General features: G+C 61.0%; 23 protein-coding genes. 12 read left to right on the top strand and 11 right to left on the bottom strand.

Annotated features, from left to right (window positions below):
* Window positions 1–14 precede the first annotated feature (14 nt).
* From HX807_RS14760 to HX807_RS14745, 4 genes are read right to left on the bottom strand one after another with little or no spacing between them, the layout of a single operon-like run.
* Entirely contained in the window at window positions 15–758 is a 744-nt protein-coding gene (locus tag HX807_RS14760; protein ID WP_087693297.1) for a penicillin-binding protein activator LpoB, read from the bottom strand.
* A gap of 3 nt (window positions 759–761) precedes the next feature.
* Window positions 762–1,349 carry a penicillin-binding protein activator LpoB gene (gene lpoB, locus HX807_RS14755; RefSeq protein WP_003214026.1) on the bottom strand — a complete coding sequence of 196 codons (588 nt, stop codon included), beginning with the start codon at window positions 1,347–1,349 and terminating at the stop codon, window positions 762–764.
* Window positions 1,350–1,384: 35 nt separating this feature from the next.
* Window positions 1,385–1,756, bottom strand: coding sequence for a YcfL family protein (locus HX807_RS14750; protein ID WP_003214024.1), 372 nt, complete (start codon window positions 1,754–1,756; stop codon window positions 1,385–1,387).
* Between the two features lie 10 nt (window positions 1,757–1,766).
* Window positions 1,767–3,164, bottom strand: coding sequence for a COG3014 family protein (locus HX807_RS14745; protein ID WP_177050316.1), 1,398 nt, complete (start codon window positions 3,162–3,164; stop codon window positions 1,767–1,769).
* 307 nt (window positions 3,165–3,471) lie between these two features.
* On the opposite strand from HX807_RS14745, the gene HX807_RS14740 reads away from it, so the two are divergent.
* The gene (locus HX807_RS14740) at window positions 3,472–5,367 is read left to right on the top strand and encodes a cytochrome c/FTR1 family iron permease (RefSeq protein WP_008439302.1); all 1,896 of its coding nucleotides are present in this window, start codon (window positions 3,472–3,474) and stop codon (window positions 5,365–5,367) included.
* A 2-nt stretch (window positions 5,368–5,369) separates the two neighbouring features.
* Window positions 5,370–5,822 carry a YaiI/YqxD family protein gene (locus HX807_RS14735; RefSeq protein WP_003214020.1) on the top strand — a complete coding sequence of 151 codons (453 nt, stop codon included), beginning with the start codon at window positions 5,370–5,372 and terminating at the stop codon, window positions 5,820–5,822.
* Here the strand turns inward: HX807_RS14735 and elbB are convergent.
* A complete protein-coding gene (elbB, locus tag HX807_RS14730) occupies window positions 5,819–6,484 on the bottom strand; it encodes an isoprenoid biosynthesis glyoxalase ElbB (RefSeq protein ID WP_177050315.1) in 666 nt (221 codons plus the stop codon). The two genes, HX807_RS14735 and elbB, sit on opposite strands and share 4 nt — an antisense overlap.
* Window positions 6,485–6,599: 115 nt before the next feature.
* On the opposite strand from elbB, the gene HX807_RS14725 reads away from it, so the two are divergent.
* Window positions 6,600–7,835, top strand: coding sequence for a sterol desaturase family protein (locus HX807_RS14725; RefSeq protein ID WP_003214017.1), 1,236 nt, complete (start codon window positions 6,600–6,602; stop codon window positions 7,833–7,835).
* Here HX807_RS14725 and HX807_RS14720 read toward each other — a convergent pair.
* Complete coding sequence (locus tag HX807_RS14720; RefSeq protein WP_003214015.1) at window positions 7,816–8,454, bottom strand: DedA family protein; 639 nt, start codon at window positions 8,452–8,454, stop codon at window positions 7,816–7,818. The genes HX807_RS14725 and HX807_RS14720 overlap by 20 nt on opposite strands.
* Window positions 8,455–8,683: 229 nt before the next feature.
* Between HX807_RS14720 and hemB the strand changes: the two genes are divergently transcribed.
* On the top strand, window positions 8,684–9,697 hold the full coding sequence (hemB, locus tag HX807_RS14715) for a porphobilinogen synthase (RefSeq protein ID WP_003214011.1): 1,014 nt from the start codon (window positions 8,684–8,686) through the stop codon (window positions 9,695–9,697).
* An 18-nt stretch (window positions 9,698–9,715) separates the two neighbouring features.
* The gene (gene ppk1 / locus HX807_RS14710) at window positions 9,716–11,944 is read left to right on the top strand and encodes a polyphosphate kinase 1 (RefSeq protein ID WP_003214009.1); all 2,229 of its coding nucleotides are present in this window, start codon (window positions 9,716–9,718) and stop codon (window positions 11,942–11,944) included.
* A 186-nt stretch (window positions 11,945–12,130) separates the two neighbouring features.
* On the opposite strand, the gene ppx is transcribed toward ppk1, so the two are convergent.
* A complete protein-coding gene (gene ppx / locus HX807_RS14705) occupies window positions 12,131–13,633 on the bottom strand; it encodes an exopolyphosphatase (RefSeq protein WP_102370143.1) in 1,503 nt (500 codons plus the stop codon).
* Window positions 13,634–14,105: 472 nt separating this feature from the next.
* Between ppx and HX807_RS14700 the strand changes: the two genes are divergently transcribed.
* From HX807_RS14700 to HX807_RS14685, 4 genes are all read left to right on the top strand, one after another.
* Window positions 14,106–14,765: a DUF1120 domain-containing protein gene (locus tag HX807_RS14700; RefSeq protein ID WP_008438866.1), complete on the top strand. Its 660-nt coding sequence runs from the start codon at window positions 14,106–14,108 to the stop codon at window positions 14,763–14,765.
* A 123-nt stretch (window positions 14,766–14,888) separates the two neighbouring features.
* On the top strand, window positions 14,889–15,605 hold the full coding sequence (locus HX807_RS14695; RefSeq protein WP_207241471.1) for a fimbria/pilus chaperone family protein: 717 nt from the start codon (window positions 14,889–14,891) through the stop codon (window positions 15,603–15,605).
* A 7-nt stretch (window positions 15,606–15,612) separates the two neighbouring features.
* A complete protein-coding gene (locus HX807_RS14690) occupies window positions 15,613–18,117 on the top strand; it encodes a fimbria/pilus outer membrane usher protein (protein ID WP_256349469.1) in 2,505 nt (834 codons plus the stop codon).
* Complete coding sequence (locus HX807_RS14685; RefSeq protein ID WP_134327511.1) at window positions 18,083–18,673, top strand: hypothetical protein; 591 nt, start codon at window positions 18,083–18,085, stop codon at window positions 18,671–18,673. Before HX807_RS14690 ends, HX807_RS14685 begins: the two co-directional genes overlap by 35 nt.
* Window positions 18,674–18,677: 4 nt before the next feature.
* On the opposite strand, the gene HX807_RS14680 is transcribed toward HX807_RS14685, so the two are convergent.
* The 4 genes from HX807_RS14680 to HX807_RS14665 are packed head-to-tail and all read right to left on the bottom strand — an operon-like array spanning window position 18,678 to window position 21,525.
* Window positions 18,678–19,415, bottom strand: a complete 738-nt coding sequence (locus HX807_RS14680) for an amino acid ABC transporter ATP-binding protein (RefSeq protein WP_003213999.1) — start codon at window positions 19,413–19,415, stop codon at window positions 18,678–18,680.
* A complete protein-coding gene (locus tag HX807_RS14675) occupies window positions 19,402–20,052 on the bottom strand; it encodes an amino acid ABC transporter permease (RefSeq protein WP_003213996.1) in 651 nt (216 codons plus the stop codon). The genes HX807_RS14680 and HX807_RS14675 overlap by 14 nt, the downstream gene beginning before the upstream one ends.
* On the bottom strand, window positions 20,049–20,717 hold the full coding sequence (locus tag HX807_RS14670) for an amino acid ABC transporter permease (RefSeq protein WP_003213995.1): 669 nt from the start codon (window positions 20,715–20,717) through the stop codon (window positions 20,049–20,051). The genes HX807_RS14675 and HX807_RS14670 overlap by 4 nt, the downstream gene beginning before the upstream one ends.
* Before the next feature lie 22 nt (window positions 20,718–20,739).
* Window positions 20,740–21,525, bottom strand: a complete 786-nt coding sequence (locus HX807_RS14665; RefSeq protein ID WP_003213993.1) for a transporter substrate-binding domain-containing protein — start codon at window positions 21,523–21,525, stop codon at window positions 20,740–20,742.
* 255 nt (window positions 21,526–21,780) lie between these two features.
* Between HX807_RS14665 and HX807_RS14660 the strand changes: the two genes are divergently transcribed.
* The 3 genes from HX807_RS14660 to rho all read left to right on the top strand — a co-directional run bounded on the left by HX807_RS14660 (window position 21,781) and on the right by rho (window position 24,421).
* Window positions 21,781–22,476, top strand: a complete 696-nt coding sequence (locus HX807_RS14660) for a FadR/GntR family transcriptional regulator (protein WP_003213991.1) — start codon at window positions 21,781–21,783, stop codon at window positions 22,474–22,476.
* Between the two features lie 121 nt (window positions 22,477–22,597).
* Entirely contained in the window at window positions 22,598–22,927 is a 330-nt protein-coding gene (gene trxA, locus HX807_RS14655; RefSeq protein ID WP_003213989.1) for a thioredoxin TrxA, read from the top strand.
* A gap of 234 nt (window positions 22,928–23,161) precedes the next feature.
* The gene (gene rho / locus HX807_RS14650; RefSeq protein ID WP_008438874.1) at window positions 23,162–24,421 is read left to right on the top strand and encodes a transcription termination factor Rho; all 1,260 of its coding nucleotides are present in this window, start codon (window positions 23,162–23,164) and stop codon (window positions 24,419–24,421) included.
* Window positions 24,422–24,458 lie beyond the last annotated feature (37 nt).

Below are 24,458 nucleotides of genomic sequence, written 5' to 3'. Positions count from 1 at the left end.
AGCGGGATTTTCGTTCAGCGCAGGATCTTCGGCGCTTCATCCCGTGGCAGGTTATTGCGCAATGCAGGCTGTCCAGGTGCTTCCTGATAACCACCGCCGAGTTGTTCGGCCAACTGCCGCGCCACATCCTCGCCCAACGCCTTCGACACTTCCCGCACCACGCGAGGCCGGTTCAGGCTCACGCGCACGTCACGGTTGTTCACCAGCTTGGTGTCCTGGCCTTCGCCCATGGCGGTAAACGCCGAGGTGATCTCAAAGGTGCGGGTGTTGATCAGGCTGAAATCCGCCACCAGCGTCAGGCCCAGCACCGCCGAGTAGCTGTTGGTGTGGTCCAGCGCGTTGATGTCCTGGGTGAAGTCGATGTCCGACAAGGTGCCGAACAGCACGTAGTCCGCACCCTTGAAGTTACCGGCCTTGATCCGCTTGATCACGTCATACACATCGCCCTTGGCGTCCGCGGTGTAAGGCGTGCCCTGCACCAGCTGGAACTGCCGCGACTTGAGGATTTCCCCCTTGATGTCGCCGCTGAACTTGCGCAGCTCGGTCTGCTCGATGTAGCTGGTACGACTTTCGTATTCGCTGTAGCTCGAGGCGCCGCTGGCGTTGTAGGCGCTGGCCTGGAAATTATTGCTGGCCGCGACCTGGTGGATGTACTCCTCCACGCGAGCCTCGTAGGCCAGGTCGGTTACCGCGATCTTCGGTGCGGCCGAGGCGCCAAAGGCGCACAGCAGGCCGATCATGCCGATCCATGCACGCATTGCTTAGCGCTCCGTGGTCTTGCGGATTTCTTTTTCGTCCATCCATTCGGCCAGGCCGCTTTCGACGTCGACCAGTTGCAGGCTGAACTTGTAGAACACGTCCTTGTAGTCCGAGCTGCGCTTGACGATGGAGCTGATGGAGCCTTCCAGGCGGTACTTGGCGGCGACCATGTTGCCGGTCTTGCTGACGGTCGACTTCTTGTACAGGCCGCTCTGGTTCTGCAGCTTCAGCTGGTCGACCTGGCTTTGCATGTCAGTGTTGTCGCTGGCGAAGCGGGCGGTGCCGGTCTTCATCAGCTGGGTCTTGATCGACGTGGTGATCTCGCGGGTATCGATGTACTCGCTGGTCTTGTTCTTCACGTCATACACCTGCACCACCGGGCGGCCTTGCAGGATGCCGGACTGGGCCAGGGAGCGGGTCATGCTTTCGGCGATCATCTGCAGGTCGGTGGAGCCGAACTCGTTGGTCACCAGTTCCACGGCCTTGCTGTCGCCGTAGCTGATGTTTTTACCGCCCAGGACTGGCGAGGTGTTGGCGCAGCCGCTGGCCAGGACGGCCACCACGGCGAGGAACGAGAAGCGTGCAAACATGGGGATGTCTCTCTGAAACTGAATGAGTGGGTGGATCAAGGCGTCTTCACTTCAAGGCGGAAGTCGGCAGCCTGGGGCAGGTTGGCGATGGCCGGCAGGAAGGTCGCCTGGTTTGCGTAGAGGTTCAGCACCTTCCAGGTCTCTTCATCACCCACCGGGAAACCGTCGGCACCCAGCCACGCGAAGCGGTAATACATCATCTGGTTGCTGCTGGTGATGTTGCTCAACTGCACCTTGGCGGTCAGGAAGCCGTTTTCCCGGGCGACCCGGATGGCGCCGACGGCGATGCCCTTGAACTTGCCCATCACCACGATCTTGCTCGCGGCGCTTCCGGGTTCCGGCGGTGGCGGGGTGGCGCAACCGGCCAGCAGGATCAGCGCCAGGGCGCCGAGGATGAAATGACGCATAGCGTGCTCCTTAAGGTTGTTTGAGAGTGGCGACGGCCTGGGGCGGATTGTTCTGCACCACGTGGGTTGCAAGACCGCCGGCGAAGACCTGGTTGCCGACCACGCGCAGGGTGATCACCTGGTAGCGTTGATCGGCCTTGACCGTCACCAGCGTGCCGCCCAGGGCGTTGGGCAGGCTGACCTGATGCTCGCCGTGCTTGAGGCGCAGGCGTGTCACCTGGGTCATGTCCGGCAGGGTGCGCCAGGTGCGGGTGTCGGCGCCTTCGGTGACGGCCGAGGCAATACCGAGTACCAGGCCCGCCATCGGGTTGGTCTTGTTCAGGTTGTTCTGGGTGATGCCGCGAGTGACGGCGCGCACGGTGGTGCGCAGGATGATCCCCGGCATGTCATCCCGCAGGGCGCGGCGGGACATGGCGGTGGTGCTGTTGAGGGCAGTGAGGTTCTGTTGCCGGCCGTCGACACCGATCTGGGCGAAGGGCGCGGTCGAGGTGTCGGGCTTGATCACCGGGAACGACAGTGGCGTGATCACCAGGTGGCCGTCGATGGGGATCGGCAACGGCAGGCGAATCGAGTCGCGGGCCGGCGCCAGGCCGCTTTGCACCACGATCAGCACGTCAGTCTCGTCCGCACCGACCTTGGATTTGTCCAGGTCGAGCAGGGCCTGTTCCAGCAGCGGTGTGTTGGGGCGCAGTTCGGCGGCCTTGCGATAACCCGGTGCGGCCAGGTCTTTTTCGCCCAGGGCTTCGTAGACGAAGCCGGCCAGGTAGTGGCTGAAAGCGCTCTGGTAGCTGTTCTTCAGGCCTACCACTTCAGGGGCATTGAGGCTTTCCACCGGGTAGCCGCGCAGGTCCTTGAACTGGGTCGCGATGCCCTGGCGCTCGGCCTCGTTTTCGCTCTTGAGGTATTCCTTGTCCCGCAGGTCCGCAATCACCGCTTCGCGTTCGTGGGTCTTCTTGATCTCGGTGCGGGCACCGTCGAAGTCATTCAGCGCCAGCAGGTTCAGGGCCATCTGGGTGGTCAGCATGACCTTTTCGTAGTCGTAGCCTTCGTAACGGCGGACCTTGTCATTGACCAGGAAGGCGCCGAACTGCGCGAGGTACTTGTCGGTGTCGAACTTGACCGACTCTTCCCACTTGTAGACTTGCAGGTCGGCGCTGCGCCAGGCGACCTGGCTGCCGGTCAGGTCGCCCTTGGCGCGCAGCAACTCACCCTTTTCGAAGTAGTAAAGAAGGTCCTTGTCGTCGCCGGTGTTGTTCTTCTCAAGCAGGGTCAGCGCGGCGTCGACGTTGCCGGTGGCCAACTGCTGATTGGTGGCTTGCAGCTCGGTGTCGTAGCTGCGAAACATCGAACAACCGGACAGCAAGGTCACTGCCGCGAGCGCGAGCGAGGTAAAGGCGCGAGATGCCATCGAAGAGCTTCTTCCCTGAACGTAATCGGCCGAATGTGCTGGTCGGGCCGAATCACCAATGGCAGGAACGAGTTGCGATCCGGCCAATTCCTCATAAAAAGAGGAGCTGAAATGCCATTTCGAAATAACGAAGGCGCGGCATTATAAGCTGCATTACTGGCAAAACAATGGCCTTTTGGATCCGATTTTTAGCTCGGATGCCACTACCTCAGTGTCGTTATCCCCATCCCCGAATCACTAACGCCTTGAGTCAAACCCCTTAAGGTTTGACAATGTGTTACTTCGTATTTCCCTTTGAGATTCATTCATGATTGCCCCCTTCCGTTTTCTTGCCTGGCTGGTGCTGCCGGCGTTGATGTCGTGCAGCTTCAACCTGCTGGCTGCGACTGCCGAGGGCGCCCCGCAGGCCCTGCATTTACTGGATTACATCGGTGCGGACTACCCGCCGACGGTGGAGGCGGGCAAGGTTATCGATGATTCCGAATACCGTGAACAGGTAGAGTTTCTCGGGGTGTTGCAGGGGCTGGTGGCCGATCTGCCGGAAAAGCCCGAGCGTGCCGAACTGATCAAAGGCGTGGATGAACTGCTGGCCGCCGTAACGGCCCATCAGGACGGCGCGGTGGTTGCGCACCAGGCCCGGCAATTGGGCGCCAAGTTGGCAGTGGCCTATGAAGTCAGCCAGGCCCCGGCCATTACCCCCGATCCGACGCGCGGTGCGCCGCTGTACGCGCAGAACTGCTCGGTGTGCCACGGCGCCACAGGCGCCGGCGATGGCCCCGCAAGCGTGGGCATGACGCCGCCGCCCGCCAACCTGCGGGACGCTGCACGCCTCGATCGCTTGAGCCTCTACGCGATCTACAACACCCTGGGTCTGGGCGTGGAAGGCACCGACATGCCGTCGTTTGCCGATCAACTGGACGACCGCCAGCGCTGGGACCTGGCGACCTATATCGCCGGCTTCACCGCCGACCCGGCTGCCGCGAACAGTGAAAAGTCCTTCAACCTCGCCGACCTCGCGCGCCAGACCCCCAACGAAGTGCTGGCTGCCGAAGGTCCCGGCGCAGTTGCCACCTTCCGCGCCCAGCGCGCCCAACCGCCGCAGGTCAAGCGTGGCCCGGCGCAGTTGCTTGATTACACCGCGGCCACCCTCGACAAAAGCCTCGCCGCGTTCCGCAATGGCGAGCACGAGCAGGCCTACGACCTGTCGGTAGCCGCCTACCTGGAAGGTTTCGAGCTGGTTGAAAGCTCCCTCGATAACGTTGATGCCAACGTGCGCAAGGACACCGAAAAGGCCCTGATGGCCTACCGGCAGTCATTGCAGGACGGCTTGCCGATCGAGCAAGTGCAGCAGCGCCTGGATGTGGCCAAGGGCAAGCTCACCGAGTCGGCCGGCCTGCTGGGCAGCGATGGCTTGAGCTGGTCCCTGAGCTACATCTCCGGTTTGCTGATCCTGCTGCGCGAAGGCCTGGAAGCGATCCTGGTGTTGGCGGCGATTCTCGCGTTCCTGCGTAACACCGGCCAGCAATCGGCGGTGCGCAGCGTCAACGTCGGCTGGGGCCTGGCGCTGTTGGCCGGCTTGGCGACGTGGGCGTTGGCGGCTTATGTGATCGACGTCAGCGGCGCCCAGCGCGAGTTGCTGGAAGGCTGCACGGCGCTGTTTGCCAGCGTGATGGTGCTGTGGCTCGGGGTGTGGATGCACGACCGCCGTCACGCGGCCGCCTGGCAGGACTACATCAAGAGCAGCCTGGTAGGCGGTGGCGGGCGCTTCGGTTTTGCGATGCTGGCGTTCTTCTCGGTGTACCGCGAGCTGTTCGAAGTGATCCTGTTCTACGAAACCCTGTGGTTGCAGGCCGGCCCTGCCGGGCACAACGCGGTATTGGCCGGTGGCGCCACGGCGCTGGTGCTATTGGTGGGCCTGGCCTGGGTGATTCTGCGGGGCTCGGCGAAACTGCCGCTGGCGCTGTTCTTCGGCATAAACGCGGCGTTGCTGTGCGCGCTGTCGGTGGTATTCGCCGGGCATGGCGTCAAGGCGTTGCAGGAAGCCGGGATCTTCGGCACCCGGCCGGTCGCGTTCTTTGACTTCGACTGGCTGGGCATTCACGCCGATGCCTATTCCCTGAGCGCCCAGGCCGTGGCGATCCTGGCGATTGTGGTGCTGTACGGTCGCAGCCGGCTCGCTGAAAAGCGCCGGGTGGTGGCTTAACCATGCGCGTGTGGATCGATGCAGACGCCTGCCCCCGGGCGGCCAAGGATCAGGTGGTGAAGTTCGCCCTCAAGCGCCAGTTCGAAGTGGTGCTGGTGGCCGGGCAGAGCCAGATCAAGCCGAGCTTCTCGTGCGTGAAGTTGATCGTGGTGCCCAGCGGCCCGGACGCGGCCGATGACTACCTGGTGGAGCACGCCGTGCCCGGTGACCTGGTGATCTGCAGCGATGTGCCGTTGGCCGACCGCTTGGTGAAGAATGGCGTGGCTGCGCTCGACCCACGAGGCAAGGAGTTCAGCCCGCAGAACATGAGCGAGCGGCTGGCGGTGCGTAACCTGTTTACCGATCTGCGGGAACAGGGCCAGATGGGCGGTGGCCCGCCGCCCCATGGGGACAAGGACAAGCAGGCGTTTGCCAATTCGCTGGATCGGATTCTGACCCGGCTGATGAAGGCCTAATCGTTCTCGTGGGTCAGTTCCAGCACCCGGTCCACCAGCTTGTTGATGCCTGACGCCACTTCGCTGATACGTTTGCCCAGCATGTAGGCCGGGGTACTCACCAGCTTGCGCGCCTTGTCTTCGACGATGTCGTCGACCGCGCATTCCTGGTGGGTGGCGCCCATCTTGTCCATGGCGGCTGCGGTGTCGGCGTCATTGCCGATGGTGCAGGTCACGCCTGGGCCATAGATCTTCGCTGCCAGCGCCGGCGAGATGCAGATCAGCCCGACGGGCTTGCCCGCTTCGGCAAACGCCTCGGCCAGTTCCAGCACCTGCGGGTTGACGCTGCACCCGGCGCCTTCCACGGCAAAGTTCGACAGGTTCTTCGCCGCGCCAAACCCCCCGGGCACGATCAGTGCGTCGAAATCCTCGGCGTTGGCCTCACGAATATCCTTCACCTCGCCACGGGCAATGCGCGCCGACTCCACCAGCACATTGCGCGACTCGCGCATCTCCTCGCCCGTCAGGTGGTTGATCACATGCAACTGGGCAATGTTCGGCGCAAAACACTGCACCTCGGCGCCGCGCTGGTCCAGGCGCAGCAGGGTGATCACGCTTTCATGAACCTCGGCACCGTCGTACACGCCACAGCCGGAAAGGATCACTGCAATCTTTTTGCTCATGGGCATTTCTCCTGATTCATGGCGTTAAATGTCTACTCATTTGTCACTCATTGCCAATGGGATATCCAGCCGCTACACCTACTCTAGATGTAACAATAATTGACCGGACTTGCCCATGGACTTCGTCCCTTACGCGGTACCGTTTTTCATTGCCTTGATCGTGGTCGAGCTGCTGGCCGACTACCGGCGCGGCCAACGCAACTACCGGGTGGCCGACGCCATCAACAGCCTCAGCACCGGCGTGCTGTCCACCACCACGGGGCTGCTGACCAAAGGGGTGGGCATCCTCACCTATGCCTTCGCCCTCAAGCACCTGGCGATCATCGAGCTGTCGGCCCAGAGCGTCTGGACCTGGGTGTTCGCCTTTGTGTTCTATGACTTCTGCTACTACTGGCTGCATCGCATGGGCCATGAGCGCAACATCCTCTGGGCCGCGCATTCCGTGCACCACCAGAGCGAGGACTACAACCTCAGCACCGCCTTGCGCCAGACCAGCACCGGCTTCCTGCTGAGCTGGATCTTTTACCTGCCGCTGGCCGTGCTCGGCGTGCCGCTGGTGGTGTTTATCAGCGTGGCGTCCCTCAACCTGCTGTATCAATTCTGGGTGCATACGCGGCATGTGCCGAAGCTCGGCTGGTACGAGTGGTTCTTCGTCACGCCATCCAATCATCGGGCCCACCATGCACAGAACGCTCTCTACATGGATCGCAACTACGGCGGGGTGTTCATTATTTGGGACCGCCTGTTTGGCTCCTTCCAGGAAGAAGACGATAACGAGCCGGTAATCTTTGGCGTGACCACGCCCTTGGCCAGTTGGAACCCGCTGTGGGCCAACCTGCAGTTTTATGCGCAGCTGTGGAGTGATGCACGGCGCACCGAAAGTGGGTGGGACAAGCTGCGGATCTGGTTCATGCGCACCGGTTGGCGCCCGGCGGATGTGGCGGCAAAGTACCCGATGGCCAAGCCGGACTTGAGCCAGTTCCGCAAGTTCGAGGTGCCGCTGGATGGGCGCCAACAGATTTACATCGCGCTGCAGTTTGCCGCGTACGTGGGTTTTGGCAGCTACCTGATGAATTTCGGCGAGGGCTTGCCGACCGCTGCCCTGGTGTTGGGCTGGAGCGCGATGGCATTGGGGTTGTTCACCCTGGGGGTGGCGCTGGAGAATCGCCCGTGGGCGTTGAAGGCTGAGCTGGTGCGCCTGGCACTGAATGTGCCTTTGGTGTGGCTGGCGCCGCTGGTGGGGCTGTGGCCGGCCAGCGCGTTGGGCTGGCTGGGCCTGGTCAGTTACAGCTTGCTCAGCGGCATCGGCCTCTACTGTTGCAGAGACCGGCTTACTCGACTGGCGTCGTAGGCTTTTCGGCTTTTTCAGGTTCGCCGGCCGCCAGGCGAACCTTCTCGGCGGCACAGGCTTCGCGGGTCAGGCGGGCGTTCTTGACGCGCCGGCGAATCCACAAGCCCAGGCCCAGCACCAGCAGTGCGCCCAGCACCCACAGCTCGTATTTCTTGACGCTGCCCAGCATGCCTTCCAGTACCGCGCCGAAATGGTAAGCCGCAGCGCCCAGCGCAGCGGCCCACACGGCGGCGCCAATCCCGTTGAGCAACAAGTAGCGACCCGGCGGGTAGCCCGACAAACCAATGGCCACCGGCATCACCGTGCGCAAACCGTAGACAAACCGGAAGCTCAGCACCCAGATGTCCGGGTGCTTGCGAATATGCTCCAGGGCCTTGTCGCCCAGCAGTTGCCAGCGCGGCTTGCGCGCCAACAGTTTGCGGCCGTGCTTGCGTCCCAGGAAGTACCACAACTGGTCGCCGGCGTAGCTGCCGAAAAAGGCAACGACCACCACCAGGTTGATATCCATGTATCCACGGAACGCCAGGAAGCCTGCGAGAACCAGGATGGTTTCGCCTTCGAAGAAGGTGCCTAGGAACAGCGCAAAGTAGCCGAAGTCATGCAGAAATTGTTGAAGCATGGTCTGGGTGCTGGCGAAATGAACGCGCAGCCTACGCCTTCGTGAACATTCATGAAAGTATCGAGATGTGTCACGAAGTGAACAATTCCTACATAAACGACGAATGCGACTACAGGTCGCACGCCGGTTGCCTTACGGCGCATGAGCTAACCACAACTGTAATTCCTTCGTCATAATGGCCGCTTATAACTGTCACGCTCGCCCGTCAAGCCGGGCTCAGGAGTCTGCCGTGAGCTTTACCCCCGCCAACCGCCTGTTTCCCGCCACTCGTCTGCGTCGCAACCGTCGTGATGATTTTTCCCGGCGCCTGGTGCGTGAAAACGTGCTGACGGTGAATGATCTGATCCTGCCGGTGTTTGTGCTGGACGGTGAAAATCGTCGGGAAGCGGTGGCGTCGATGCCGGGCGTGGAGCGCTTGACCATTGATTTGCTGCTCGAAGAGGCCGCGAGCTGGGTTGAACTGGGGATTCCGGCGCTGGCGCTGTTCCCGGTCACGCCGTCCGGGCTCAAGTCCCTGGACGCCGCCGAAGCCTGGAACCCCGACGGCATCGCCCAGCGCGCCACCCGCGCCTTGCGTGAACGCTTTCCGGAGCTGGGGGTGATTACCGATGTGGCGCTGGACCCGTTCACCACCCACGGGCAGGATGGCATTCTCGACGAAGAAGGCTATGTTCAGAACGACATCACCGTTGATGCGCTGGTAAAACAGGCCTTGTCCCACGCCGCAGCGGGCGCCCAGGTGGTGGCCCCCTCGGACATGATGGACGGTCGCATCCAGGCGATTCGCGAAGCCCTGGAGCTGGCCGGTCACGTCAACGTGCGCATCATGGCCTACTCGGCCAAGTACGCCAGCGCCTATTACGGCCCGTTCCGCGATGCGGTGGGTTCGGCGCTGAACCTGGGCAAGGCCAACAAGGCCTCGTACCAGATGGACCCGGCCAACAGCCACGAAGCCCTGCACGAAGTGGCCGCGGACCTGGCCGAAGGCGCCGACATGGTGATGGTCAAGCCCGGGATGCCGTACCTCGACATCCTTTATCGGGTCAAAGAGGAATTCAAGGTGCCGACCTTTGTCTATCAGGTCAGCGGTGAATACGCCATGCACATGGCCGCGATCCAGAATGGTTGGTTGAGTGAAGGGGTGATCCTTGAATCCCTGACTGCCTTTAAACGCGCGGGTGCCGATGGCATCCTGACTTACTTCGCCGCCCGCGCTGCCCAATTGCTTAGAGAGCAACACTAGCCCTCACAGGAACACTCGATGAATACCGAAGGACTCACAGAAGTTGCCGTAAAAGACGCTCACCCGGTGGTCGAACAAGCTACCGAGACCCCGCCGGAGCTGGAGCCGGCCCCGCCTGCCGTGGTGGCCGAAGCGCCCGCTGCCGCGCCGGTACCGGTGGTTGCGGTTACCAACCTGGATGACAGCAGCCTGTACATCCATCGCGAGCTGTCACAACTGCAATTCAACATCCGCGTGCTGGAACAGGCACTGGATGAGTCCTATCCGTTGCTGGAGCGGCTGAAATTCCTGCTGATCTTCTCCAGCAACCTGGACGAGTTCTTCGAGATCCGTGTCGCCGGCCTGAAGAAGCAGATCACGTTCGCCCGTGAACAAGCCGGTGCCGACGGCCTGCAACCGCATCAGGCCCTGGCCCGCATCAGCGAGCTGGTACACGGCCACGTGGACCGCCAATACGCGATCCTCAATGACATCCTGCTGCCGGAACTGGAAAAGCATCACGTGCGCTTCATCCGGCGTCGTCACTGGACCACCAAGATCAAGACCTGGGTGCGCCGCTACTTCCGCGACGAAATCTCGCCGATCATCACCCCCATCGGTCTCGACCCGACGCACCCGTTCCCGTTGCTGGTGAACAAGAGCCTGAACTTCATCGTCGAGCTGGAAGGTATCGACGCCTTCGGTCGCGATTCCGGCCTTGCGATCATCCCGGCGCCGCGCTTGCTGCCACGGATCATCAAGGTACCGGAAGAGGTGGGGGGCGCTGGCGATAACTATGTATTCCTTTCGTCGATGATCCACGCCCACGCCGATGACCTGTTCCAGGGCATGAAGGTCAAGGGCTGCTACCAGTTCCGCCTGACCCGTAACGCCGACCTGGCGCTGGACTCCGAAGACGTCGAAGACCTGGCCCGCGCCCTGCGCGGCGAGCTGTTCTCCCGTCGCTACGGTGATGCGGTGCGCCTGGAAGTGGCGGACACCTGTCCGAAACACCTGTCCGACTACCTGCTCAAGCAGTTCAACCTGAGCGAGACCGAGCTGTACCAGGTCAATGGCCCGGTGAACCTGACGCGCCTGTTCAGCATTACTGGCCTGGACAGCCACCCGGAGCTGCAATACACGCCGTTCACCCCGCAGATCCCGAAACTGCTGCAAAACAGCGAGAACATCTTCAGTGTGGTGAGCAAGCAGGACATTCTGCTGCTGCACCCGTTCGAGTCCTTCACCCCGGTGGTCGACCTGCTGCGCCAGGCCGCCAAGGACCCGCACGTGCTGGCTGTGCGCCAAACCCTGTACCGCTCCGGCGCCAACTCCGAAATCGTCGATGCGCTGGTAGACGCCGCGCGTAACGGCAAGGAAGTGACGGCGGTGATCGAACTGCGGGCGCGGTTCGACGAAGAGTCCAACCTGCAACTGGCCAGCCGTCTGCAAGCCGCCGGTGCGGTGGTGATCTACGGCGTGGTCGGCTTCAAGACCCACGCCAAGATGATGCTGATCCTGCGCCGCGAAGCCGGTGAGATCGTGCGCTACGCCCACTTGGGCACCGGCAACTACCACGCCGGCAACGCCAAGCTCTACACCGACTACAGCCTCCTGACCTCCGACGACGCCTTGTGTGAAGACGTCGGCAAGCTGTTCAGCCAGTTGATCGGCATGGGCAAGACCTTGCGCATGAAGAAACTGCTGCACGCGCCGTTCACCCTGAAGAAGGGCATGCTCGACATGATTGCCCGCGAGACCCAGTTCGCCCTCGAAGGCAAGCCGGCGCACATCATCGCCAAGTTCAACTCGCTGACCGATCCGAAGATCATCCGCGCGCTGTACAAGGCCAGCCAGTCGGGTGTGCGTATCGATTTGGTGGTGCGTGGCATGTGCTGCCTGCGGCCGGGCATCGCCGGGGTATCCCATAACATCCACGTGCGTTCGATCATCGGGCGCTTCCTGGAGCACACGCGGGTGTTCTACTTCCTCAATGGCGGCGAGGAGCAGATGTTCCTCTCCAGTGCCGACTGGATGGAGCGCAACCTCGACAAGCGTGTGGAGACCTGCTTCCCGGTGGAAGGCAAGAAACTGATCATGCGGGTCAAGAAGGAGCTGGAAAGTTATCTCACCGATAACACCCACAGCTGGAGCCTGCAGTCGGACGGGCGCTACGTGCGCAACACCCCGACCGGCAACCAGAACCCGCGCAGCGCCCAGGCGACGTTGCTGGAGAAGCTGGGCAGCCCGATTCTGACGGTGAACTAAAAACCGACGCGGTCAAAAATGTGGGAGCGGGCTTGCTCGCGAAAGCGGTGGATCAGTCGATGAATCTGTTGACTGACACTCCGCCTTCGCGAGCAAGCCCGCTCCCACATTTGTTTTGTGGCGTTGGATTGTTCCCACGCTCTGCGTGGGAATACATCCTGTGACGCTCCGCGTCACTCACTCATATCAGCGCACGTTCAGCGTGAACCCAACCCGCGTCAGCCACTCGGCTTCCTGGGCGAAATCCGCCTGGGTCAGCTGGTTTTCATCCAGCCAGTTCTTCGGGAATACCACGTCCAGGCTGTCGGCATTGGCCCGCAGGACCACTTGCGGCATTTCCTGGGTACCACGGATGTGGTGGAACAGGATCGCAAACCGCAGCAGCGCGCACAGGCGAATCAGCTTGATGCCCTCGGCACCGAACTCGGCAAACTTGTCCCGGGGGATGTTGCGGCGGTGGCCGCGTACCAGCAGCGCGAGCATCTGCTGGTCTTCACGGGAGAAACCCGCCAGGTCCGAGTGCTCGATCAGGTAGGCGCCGTGCTTGTGGTAATGGTAGTGGGCGATGTCCAGCCCCACTTCATGGACCTTGGCCGCCCAGCCCAGCAGTTCACGCCACACGCCGTCTTCCAGGTCCCAGTCCGCTGCGACCTGGTCGAAAGCATGCAGCGCCTTGCGTTCAACCCGCGCTGCCTGTTCCAGGTCGACGTGGTAACGCTCCATCAACGAGCTGAGGGTGCGCTCACGGACGTCTTCATGATGATGACGGCCCAGCAGGTCGTAGAGCACCCCTTCACGCAGGGCGCCATCGCAGTGGTCCATGCGTTGCAGTTCAAGGGCGTCGAAAATCGCTTCGAGAATCGCCAGGCCCGCCGGGAAAATGGTGCGGCGATCAGGCTTGATGCCTTCGAAGTCGATCTTCTCGGCATCCCCCAGCTTGAACAGCTTGCGCTTGAGCCAGGCCAGGCCTTCGGCGTTGACCTCGCCAGCGCCATGGCCGCCGGCCTTGAGGGCCAGGCCGATGGCGCGGATGGTGCCGGACGAACCGATGGCCTCATCCCAGGTCAGGCGGTGCAGGGCGTGCTCGATGCTCATGATCTCCAGCCGCGCCGCCGTATAAGCCTGGGCGTAGCGGGCCGGGGTGATCTTGCCGTCCTTGAAATAGCGCTGGGTGTAGCTGACGCAGCCCATTTGCAGGCTTTCGCGCAGCAGCGGCTCGAAGCGCTGGCCAATAATGAATTCGGTACTGCCACCGCCGATGTCGGCCACCAGGCGCTTGCCCGGAGTGTCGGCCAGGGTGTGGGACACGCCGAGGTAGATCAGGCGTGCTTCCTCGCGGCCGGAGATGACCTCTACCGGGTGCCCGAGGATCTCCTCGGCGCGGCGGATGAACTCGCCCCGGTTGCGGGCTTCGCGCAGGGCGTTGGTGCCGACGATCCGCACGGCGCCCGGGGGCATGCCGTTGATCAGTTGGGCAAAGCGCTTCAGGCAATCGAGCCCGCGCTGCATGGATTCTTCATTGAGCTGACGCTCGTCGTCGATCCCGGCAGCCAGCTGCACTTTCTCGCCGAGCCGCTCAAGGATGCGGATTTCGCCGTTCTGGGCCTTGGCCACGACCATGTGAAAGCTGTTGGAGCCCAGGTCGATGGCGGCGATCAGGGACAGATTCTTGGCTTGGGATTGCGGCATGGTTAAGGGGTCTCGGTCGATAACCTCGCCATCGTGCCACGATCAACCGCTGACGCCAACGCGTAGTGCTTCCGGAATTCGCTCATCGGTGTCTTGGAGGAAAATCTGCAGGATATGTAGGGCGATTCTTGATGCGCCTGGCGATTGTTCCGTAGGGCAAGTGGAGTAACGGAAATCTCCAGCTTTAATAGGCTTCCTGAATATGCCTACATGGCTGGGTTATTTGTTCCAGTCGATAATTAAGTCAGGACTACTGCAAGGATGATCTAAGGGGACATTGTTTTTTTACCGCTCTGACACTAGTTCAGGCGTCGTCTCATTCTTTCTTCGGGTGTTTACGAGAGAGACTGTCACTCGGCAATTAGGCCGTGGTGTTAACTATTTGTAGTTTGCCTATCAAGGTTGATAGCAGTTGGGCATGGAATAGCCCGGCGAACCACATGCACCTGAGAACTTCAGTGACAGGATGAACATGAACAGAACATTTGGTTTGGCAATAGTTGTCGTTGGCCTGGCGGTAAGCATGGGTACTCAAGCAAATACAAGTGGTGCCGGGAACCTGAGAGTCACCGGAACCATTAAACCAGCTGCATGCACGGTAAACCTGGGCGCCACAGGCGGCACCGTTGATTACGGTACGATCAATGCGTCGAGCATTCCGCTGACCTCTTTCTATCCTCTGCCGGAAAAGTCGCTGCCGTTAAACGTCAACTGTGGTGCGGCGGCTGCCCAGATGGCACTGTCCGTTACTGACTCACAAACAAACAGTGTCGTAAGGGGGATCCTGGGAACCGGCTTCACCGACAACCACAACTTTGGCCTTGGCGCGGTCGGAACCAGGAATACCGGTGGCTATTCGATCAGGCTCGCCACCTTGACCACTGTCGGCGCTACGCTGTACCCGCTTAGAAGGACAAGCTCCGGCGGTGCCTGGAGCACCAGTGACGGCAAGGTCGAAAAATCTCCTTACCAGCACTCCTGGAGCCGTAATAACAACACAACTCCAGCCGCGGTCTCTTCCGTTACCGGCACTCTCGTAGTCAAGGCTGTGATCAATCGCGGCGATGCACTGGATCTCAGCAGGGATATTCAATTGAATGGAGCTGCCACTTTGGTAGTAACTCGAATCTAACTCTATAAACATGGCCAGCATTTAGCAGGCGGTCGCGCACCGTGGCTTCGTGCTGGCTCTTTATATGCGTATAGGTATTTCGTGATTGTCAACGGTGCGTTATCTGGTTGCGGGTAGAGTTCGATGAGTCGTCTTTTAAATACAGTTAATGCTCTGTTCTGGTGTGCGAATCTTTATTTTTTAGTTTCTGGCAGTGTAAGAGCGGATGGAATGGAGCCGGAAACATCCGTTGTTATTCTTTATGAAGAGAACGGTGAAGCGACGATCAACGTAAAAAATACGGACGCTGGCCCTGCTTTACTTCACACAGTCATTCAAAACGTCCCGGAAGATCCGGAGACACTCTTGATCGTTACGCCTCCTATCGCCCGTGTCGAACCGGGCGAAACACAACTTGTGCGGTTTATCAGTACCTTGAAGCAGCCGCTCAAGACCCAGCGATTGAAGCGTGTCACCTTTGAAGGTATTCCGCAGGCCCGCGCCGAAGGGCGCTCGACCATTGGAGTGACCATTCGACAGGACTTACCGCTGATCCTGCATCCCCAGGGCTTGCCGCGGCATCAGGAGCCATGGAAGTTGCTGAAGTGGAAGCTGCGGGGTAATCGGCTGACGGTTCATAACGACAGTGCCTACGTGGTCCGGATGGGGCTGGAGGTGCACCTGCTGCCGTCGAGGCACCCGGCGATATTGCCGCGCACCTATATCCTGCCTGGCGAAGTGTTATCAACCCGCATCGAAGAGGCGGTGGCCCAGGTCAGCGGTGTCGAGATTCAACCGGCGACGGTCTACGGGTATTCGGCAACCGCCTACGAAGCCTCCGTTGTTGTCGAGGCGGGTTGAGCGGTCTATGAGAAATGCTACCCATGCAAACGATTGGAGCCTCTCTGTACGACCCATTCGAACCTCGGTTTCCCGGACTTGTATCGGCCTGGCAACGCTGTGGAGCCTTCCCGCCTGCGCGCTGGAGCTCGGATCGGGTTTTGATCTGGCGGTCTTGTCGGCGAACGGGATCGACCCGAAGGTTGCCCATTATTTTCGCAGTGCTGCGCGATTCCGCGAGGGCGTGCACGTGGTGGGGCTGCAGGTCAACGGCACCTCATTGGGCCTGGTGGAGGCACGCTTCGACTACCAGGGGCAGTTGTGTTTTACCCCGGTCCTGCTGGACAAGGCCGGGTTGCGGTTGCCAGCCGCGATTATTCGGCCGGGTATCGCGCCCGACCAGGCGTGTCATGACTTTCTCGGTGCTTACCCCGCGACCATCGTCAAGTTGCGCCCCGGCAGCGATGAGGTATCGCTGGTGGTGCCTACTCAGTCAATGCGCGAGGCCGAATGGGATGTCGGCAGTTTCTCCCAGGGCGGTATGGCAGCCTTGTTCAATTACGATGTGCAGGGATTCGAAGAACGCTTCAACAGCGGCTCTTCCCGCTCGGTTTCGGCCTACACCGAGGCGGGATTCAATATCGGCAACTGGATCGTCCGAAGCCGCCAATTCTTTGTCTCCGATAACGGCAAGCGCAGCAGCGATCATGTGAATGCCTACGCCCAACGCGATTTCGCGCCCCTGAAGTCGACCTTCCAGGTCGGGCAGATTTCCAGCAACAACCCGGTGTTCGGTGGGTTACAGCTGTCGGGTTTCCAGCTCTCGCCGGATGGCCAATCGCGCAGCCCGGGTGGCAGCAGCGTGGTGGTCGAAGGTTTGGCCCAGAGCCCATCCCGGGTCGAGGTGCGCCAGGCCGGGGTGTTGATCCATACCACACTGGTACCGGAAGGCCCGTTCACGTTGACCGGATTACCCATACTCAATGGCACCAGCGATCTTGAGGTCAGTGTCATTGGCACTCGCGGTGGCAGGCATGGGTTCACCGTCCCTGCCGCGTCCTTTGCGGGGGCGGTACCGATAGAGCCCGGTTATTACTTCTCCCTGGGCAAGGTGCGCGGGGCAAATCCGGGTGCCGGGGAGCCTCCGGTCGTGGCGATGGGCAGTGGGACCTGGGGATTGGGGCGCAACTCGTCACTGGGATTCGGCCTGTTGAGTACCGACGAATACCAGGCGGCGGGTGGCGTGTGGAGCAGTGTTTTTTTCCAGCACCTTTCGGTTGGCGTGCGCCAGAACCTGTCTCGCGATGGCCGGGACGAAGTTACCGGGGCCCGCAGCTCCGTCACCGTGGGAAGTCCGCTGTTCGCCGGCATTGAAATGACGTCGAGTGCCACTACCCAGACGCGGGGTTATCGCGAAGTACTGGAAGTGGGGCAGTCGACGCGGCGTGACCAGCGGGATGCCCGCTTCAAGGACCAATACACGGTAGGTTTGAGTTGGGTCGACCCGTCCCTGGGAGGCTTTTCCGTCAGTTATTCCCGCAGCTCGCAATTTGATGATCGCTCCGCCGAACACGTCTTTGCCTCATGGAATCAGCAGTTCAATGGCACCCAGGTGGCTTTGATTGCGGATTCCCGGATGGGCGGCTCTCGACCGCGCAAGGTCAAGAACACCGTTCGAGACGAGCGCAGCGATGTGTCGGATAAGGGGCTTTCGCTTCGGTTGCAGGTCACCGTGCCGTTCGGTGGGGATCGCCGCGTCACCTCGTATGCCAGTCGGCGGGGCGACAGGTTCGATCTTGGGACCGCCTTCAGCGATCGGGTCAACGACTATGTGAACTATGAAGTGGGGGTTGCGCGTGAGCAGGCGAGCCGTACACAGGCTGTTCACGCCCGCGTGAATGCCATGCCGCGTTACACCCAGATAGGGTTGGGTGTGCGACATGATTCATTGAGCACCGGGTATACCGGCCAATTGCAGGGCGGCGTGGTGGCCCACGACAGAGGCATGACGTTCTCGCCCTATGCCGTCCAGGACACCTTTGGAATTGTCTCGGTGGGTAATGTCGGGGCAGCCAAGGTTTCGACGCCGCAGGGGCCGGTCTGGACTGACTACCGCGGGCAGGCGGTGATCGCCAGCCTGCCTGCCTACCGCAGCAGCAATGTCGAGGTGCAAACCCAATCCCTGCCCAAGCGCATCGATCTGAAAAACGGCACCAAGGTCCTTGCGGCCGGACGCGGTTCTTTCAACACGATCGATTTCGAAGTAGTGAAAGTGCGCCGTGTATTGCTTGAGGTCCGTGACGCGCACGGCCAACCCCTGCCCCAGGGAGCCTCGGTTTTCGACAGCAACAATGCTTTCCTGACCAGCGTCGTGGGCGAGGGCATGGTCTTCCTTAACAGCCTGGATGAGTCGCGAGCGCTGAACATCTCCTTGCCAGATTCAAGCACCTGCTTGTTGCAACTGAACCTTGAGCCAGAATCCAATGACGACAAATTCTATGAAACAGGTTCGGCGGTCTGCCGTACCCTCTGAGCCGGTGGGGCCTTTTGACGGTGTACGCCTGCGTCATGGGCTTATCCTTTACCTGCTGCTGTTTGTCGTGGTGTTGGCCAATGAGGCGCGGGCAGATAACTGCCAGGTGTCCTTGAGCCAGCCCCGGGTTGATTACGGTCTGGTTCGCCAAGCCGAGCGGGGCCACCCACAGATCGCGCTGGGCAAGCGCACGCTTCGCCTGAACATGGCCTGTGAGGCGCCTGTATCCATGGCGCTGCGCTTTACGGGCGTACCCGCAGGCCTGGAGGGCTTTCGGTTTGGGCGCCAGGGGCATTTCACCCTGAGCCTGCAGTCCGCTCAAGTCGATGGAAAATCCGTTGAGCTGGTAATGCCGCACCTGTCTGAAGAGCCGGCGACCGGACGATTGCTGCCGGGCCATAGGCTTGTTGCACACGTAGCGGGTATGCCGGTGCATGGGCGCCGCTTCACCGCCCTGGTCAACGTCGAGACCTTCCTGCCTGCGGCTTTGCTGGCCGTCAGGGATGAAACGACATTTGAGGGGCAGGGCGGTTTTGAGTGGGCGCCCGGGGCCTGATGCCTCAGTCCGTGCGCTCCACCGAACCGATGAAGTTGGCCAGCTCGGCGGTCTGCGGATTGGCAAACAGGATTTTCGGGTCGCCCACTTCATGCACCTTGCCCTGGTGCATGAACACCAGCTTGTCACCCACTTCCCGGGCAAAACGCATCTCATGGGTGACCATGATCAGTGTCATGCCATCCTTGGCCAGTTGGCGCACTACGCTGAGCACTTCGTTGACCAGCTCCGGGTCCAGGGCCGAGGTGATTTCATCGCACAGCAGCACTTTGGGCGACATCGCCAGAGCCCGGGCGATTGCTACCCGCTGCTGCTGGCCGCCGGACAAACGATCGGGGAACGCGTCGAACTTCTCCCCCAGCCCAACGCGCTCAAGCATCTGTCGCGCCAATTGTGCGGCCTTGGCTTTCGGCACTTTCTGCACCACTTGCGGCGCAAGCATGACGTTTTCGCCCACCGTCAGGTGTGGGAACAGGTTGAACTGCTGGAACACCATGCCGACTTTCTGCCGCAGGGTGCGCAGGTCGGCGCGGGCGGCGTCGAGGTATTCGCCGTCGACCTCGATCACGCCGTCGTTGATCGACTCCAGGCCATTGAGGGTGCGCAGCAGGGTGGATTTGCCCGAGCCGCTGCGACCGATGATCGCCACCACCTGGCCTTCTTCGACACTCAGGTCGATGCCCTTGAGGACGTGGTGATCGCCGTAATACTTATGCAGGGCGGAAATTCTAAGCAGAGGCATGCAGTCTCCTTTCCAGGTAGCGCGCACTGAGGGACAAGGGGTAGCAGAGCAGGAAGTAACCCAGCGCCACCAGGCCATAGACCATGAAGGGTTCGAAGGTAGCGTTGGCGAGCATGCCGCCGGTCTTGGTCAGCTCGGTGAAGCCGATGATCGAGGTCACGGCGGTGCCCTTGACCACTTGCACCGAGAAACCCACGGTTGGCGCCACGGCAATGCGCAGGGCCTGGGGCAGGATCACGTAGCGCAATTGCTCCAGCGGGTTCAGGGCCAGGCTCGCGGACGCCTCCCATTGGCCGTGGGCGATGGAGTCGACGCAGCCACGCCAGATTTCGGCCAGGTAGGCGCTGGTGAACAGGGTCAAGGCAATCGCCGCCGCCAGCCAGGGCGAAATGTCCACGCCGAGCAAGGCGATGCCGAAGAACACCAGGAACAGTTGCATCAACAGCGGCGTGCCCTGGAACAGTTCGATATAGGTGCGGGCGACATTGCGCGGGAACGCCTTGGTGCTGATGCGCATAGTCATCACCAGCAAGCCGATCACGCCGCCGCCGATGAACGCCACCAGCGACAGCAGCAAGGTCCACTGCAAACCGGTGAGCAGGTTGCGCACGATGTCCCAGAACGAAAAATCACTCATCGGGCGTTCCTCATGACATAGCGCCGGCCGATCCAGTTCAGCAATTGGCGGATCATCAGCGCCATGCACAGGTAGACCAGGGTCGTCAGCGCATAGGTTTCAAAGGCGCGGAAGTTGCGCGACTGGATAAAGTTGGCGGCAAAGCTCAGTTCCTCGGTGGCGATCTGCGAGCAGACCGCCGAGCCGAGCATCACGATGATGATCTGGCTGCTCAGGGCCGGCCAGACCTTGCCCAGCGCGGGCAGCAACACCACATGGCGGAACGCCTCGAAACGTGTCATCGCCAGCGCGGCCGCCGCTTCCAGTTGCCCGCGGGGGATCGCCTGGATCCCGGCGCGGATGATCTCGGTGGAGTACGCCCCCAGGTTGATCACCATCGCCAGCACTGCCGCCTGCCATTCGGTGATTTTCAGGCCGAGGGACGGCAGGCCGAAGAAGATGAAAAACAACTGCACCAGGAACGGCGTGTTGCGGATCAACTCGACGTACACGCCGAAGATCCAACTGAACGGCTGGATCTTCCACGCCCGCACCACGGCGCCGACGATTCCCAGCGCCACGCCCAGTACTGCACCGATGGCGGTCAGTTCAAGTGTGAACAGCGCGCCGCGCAGCAGCAGATCGGTATTGGCCAGGACCGGCACAAAGTCGAATTGATAGGCCATAGGCTAACCCTCGTTACCGCGCTCAGAGATCAGCCGGCAGCGGCTCTTTGAGCCACTGCAATGCATTCTTTTCCAGGCTGCCGTCGGCCTTGGCCGCGACCAGGATCTGGTTCACCTTGTCCAGCAGCGCCGGCTCGTTCTTGTTCACGCCCACGTACACCGGCGAGTCCTTGAGCTTCACTTTCAGTGCCGGCACGCGCTTGGGGTTGCGTTCGCTGATGGCCACCATCACCACGTTGCCGCTGGCGATCAGGTCCACCTGGCCGGCGAGGTAGGCGGCGATGGTCGAGTTGTTGTCTTCAAAGCGCTTGATCGTCGCCTCTTTAGGCGCCACGGCGGTCAGCTCGATGTCTTCGATGGCGCCACGGGTCACGCTGATGGTTTTGCCCTTGAGGTCGTCAACGGTGCTGATCGGCGCATCGGGAGGGCCGAATACGGCGAGGTAGAAGGGCGCGTAGGCCTTGGAGAAGTCGATGACCTTCTCGCGCTCGGCGTTCTTGCCCAGGCTGGAAATCACCAGGTCGACCTTGCCGGTGGTGAGGAACGGGATGCGGTTGGTGCTGTTGACCGGGGTCAGTTCAAGCTTGACCTTCAGCTGGTCGGCCAAAAGCTTTGCGGTGTCGATGTCCAGGCCGCGGGGCTTCATGTCCGGGCCGACCGAGCCGAACGGCGGGAAATCCTGGGGCACGGCCACCTTGAGGGTGCCACGGGCGACGATATCGTCCAGACCGTTGGCCTGGGCGGGCGCCTGGCTCAGCATCAGGCTGGCAAACAGGGCAGTGAGCAGGGCGCTGCAACGCTTGGTCATGGCGACTCTCCGAAAAGGACGAAAGGATTTTCCGGTTTTTGCCAGTGCACAGCCCATGCCAGCACCGCCGTATTTCGCGCCAGAGCCGGTGGCTGTTGAGTCTTGGCGGTCTTACTGGTCTGAACAGTTACTGGGTTTTCTGCACCCTTTTCGAGCGCCGTCAAAACCGCGCGAGCCCCTTTGGGGCGTGGCTTGCCGGGCGCTGCGAATAGCTTTACAACTAGCCGCTCAGTTGACTGGAAACCTGAGTTTCTTATGAATTCCATCGCCCAAGCCGTACCGGAAGTGGCGCTACAGGCCATCCGCAAATTGATCGCTGACGAGGGCTTCGGGCCGGGTGATGCGTTGCCCTCCCAGCGCGACCTGGCGCTGCAATTGGGCGTGAGCCGGGCCTCTTTGCGTGAAGCCTTGTCGTCCCTCAGTGCCTTGGGCGTGGTAAGTGTGCAGCCGGGCAAGGGCGTGTTCGTGCAAGCGGCCGAAGAGCTGCCGGGGTTGGCCTGGCCGTTTACGGCACAGGCGACGCCGCTGGATATCTTTCAACTGCGCTACGCCCTGGAAGGTTTTGCGGCGGGGCTGGCGGCGGTGACGCTGACCACCGGGGAGTTGGACATCCTGGAAGATAACGTCGAGGCGATGCGCAAGGAGCTGAAGGCCGGTGATTTCGAGGCAGCCGCCCGGCTGGACTTCGAATTCCACCGGCGCATCCTGCTGGCCAGCGGCAATCAGGCGATGGTGAGCATCCTCAGTGCCAGTGCCGAGGTGTTCCTGGAGAGCCAGAAACTACCGTTCATCCGGCCGGAGCGGGCCATGGAGACCTGGCAGGAGCACCGCAAGGTCCTCCGTGCCCTGGCCCGACGCGCCAGCGGGGCGGCGCAGAAAAGCATGCAGGAACATGTGCGTAACGCGGCGTTGCGTACAGGGATTGCCTTCATCACTCCCGTAACCCCATGAGTTGGGCTATACCCAAACTCATGCGCCATCATAGGAAGAGTCAATCAGCTGCAGCTTCCTGAACGCGGGAAGGGCGGCTATGATGGGCAACGTTTTTTTTGCTTACAACCCGGAGACATCCATGAGCAACGATCTTATCAAGCACGTCACCGACGCGACCTTCGAGGCCGAAGTACTGAAGGCCCAGGGCCCGGTGCTGGTTGACTACTGGGCTGAGTGGTGCGGTCCTTGCAAAATGATCGCTCCGGTCCTGGACGACATTGCCACCACTTACGAAGGCAAGTTGACCATTGCCAAGCTGAACATCGATGACAACCAGGAAACTCCGGCCAAGCACGGCGTGCGTGGTATCCCGACCCTGATGCTGTTCAAGAACGGCAACGTCGAGGCCACCAAGGTCGGCGCGCTGTCGAAGTCCCAGCTGCAAGCTTTCCTCGACGCCAATATCTAAGCGTCCTCAAAAAGCCCCGCAATTTGCGGGGCTTTTTCGTGAAACAGGGCTAGACGCTCTGAAACTCAGGTGGTACATTCGGCCCCGCACTGGTTTCTCCACTGCCCCCTGCAAGCCGTCGCCGACGCTCTCCTTTTCGATTAGTACGCGATCCTGTCGCCTTCTCTGCGGCGCGGCCTCATTAAGCCAAAAGCTTAATTTCCCCCCCTCCATAAATGATTACGTCATTCCTATATGAATCTGACTGAACTCAAGCAAAAGCCGATTACCGAACTGCTCGAATTGGCCGAACAGATGGGCATAGAAAATATGGCCCGTTCGCGCAAGCAGGACGTGATTTTCTCCCTGCTGAAAAAGCACGCGAAAAGCGGCGAGGAAATCTCCGGTGATGGCGTGCTGGAGATTCTCCAGGACGGCTTCGGCTTCCTCCGCTCTGCAGACGCTTCCTATCTCGCCGGCCCAGACGATATCTACGTCTCGCCGAGCCAGATCCGTCGCTTCAACTTGCGCACCGGTGACACCATCGTTGGCAAGATCCGCCCTCCAAAGGAAGGCGAGCGTTATTTCGCCCTGCTCAAGGTCGACACGATCAACTACGATCGTCCCGAGAACGCGAAAAACAAGATTCTCTTCGAGAACCTGACGCCGCTGTTCCCGACCGTGCGCATGAAGATGGAAGCCGGCAACGGTTCCACCGAAGACTTGACCGGTCGTGTCATCGACCTGTGTGCCCCGATCGGCAAAGGCCAGCGCGGCCTGATCGTGGCCCCGCCGAAAGCCGGCAAGACCATCATGCTGCAGAACATCGCAGCGAACATCGCCCGTAATAACCCTGAAGTTCACCTGATCGTGTTGCTGATCGATGAGCGTCCGGAAGAAGTAACCGAAATGCAGCGCACCGTGCGCGGCGAAGTGGTTGCCTCGACGTTCGATGAGCCGCCAACCCGCCACGTGCAGGTTGCCGAAATGGTGATCGAGAAGGCCAAGCGCCTGGTCGAACACAAGAAAGACGTGGTGATCCTGCTCGACTCCATCACCCGTCTGGCCCGTGCCTACAACACCGTGATCCCAAGCTCCGGCAAGGTGCTTACCGGTGGTGTCGATGCCCACGCCCTGGAGAAACCGAAACGTTTCTTCGGCGCTGCGCGGAACATCGAAGAAGGCGGCTCGCTGACCATCATCGCCACCGCACTGGTTGAAACCGGTTCGAAGATGGATGAAGTGATCTACGAAGAGTTCAAAGGTACCGGCAACATGGAACTGCCTTTGGACCGTCGTATCGCCGAGAAGCGGGTGTTCCCGGCCATCAACATCAACCGTTCCGGCACGCGCCGCGAAGAGTTGCTGACCGCCGATGACGAACTGCAGCGCATGTGGATCCTGCGCAAGCTGCTGCACCCGATGGACGAAGTTGCGGCCATCGAGTTCCTGATCGACAAGCTGAAAACCACCAAGACCAACGACGAGTTCTTCCTGTCGATGAAGCGCAAGTAACACGACGCTTCGGTCAAAAAGGATGGCGCCCCATGGG

The organism is Pseudomonas sp. D8002 (assembly GCF_013385695.1).
Taxonomy (GTDB): Bacteria; Pseudomonadota; Gammaproteobacteria; order Pseudomonadales; family Pseudomonadaceae; genus Aquipseudomonas.
Note: the sequence above shows the minus strand (reverse complement) of the source record. Positions and strands in the feature narration are given on the sequence as shown.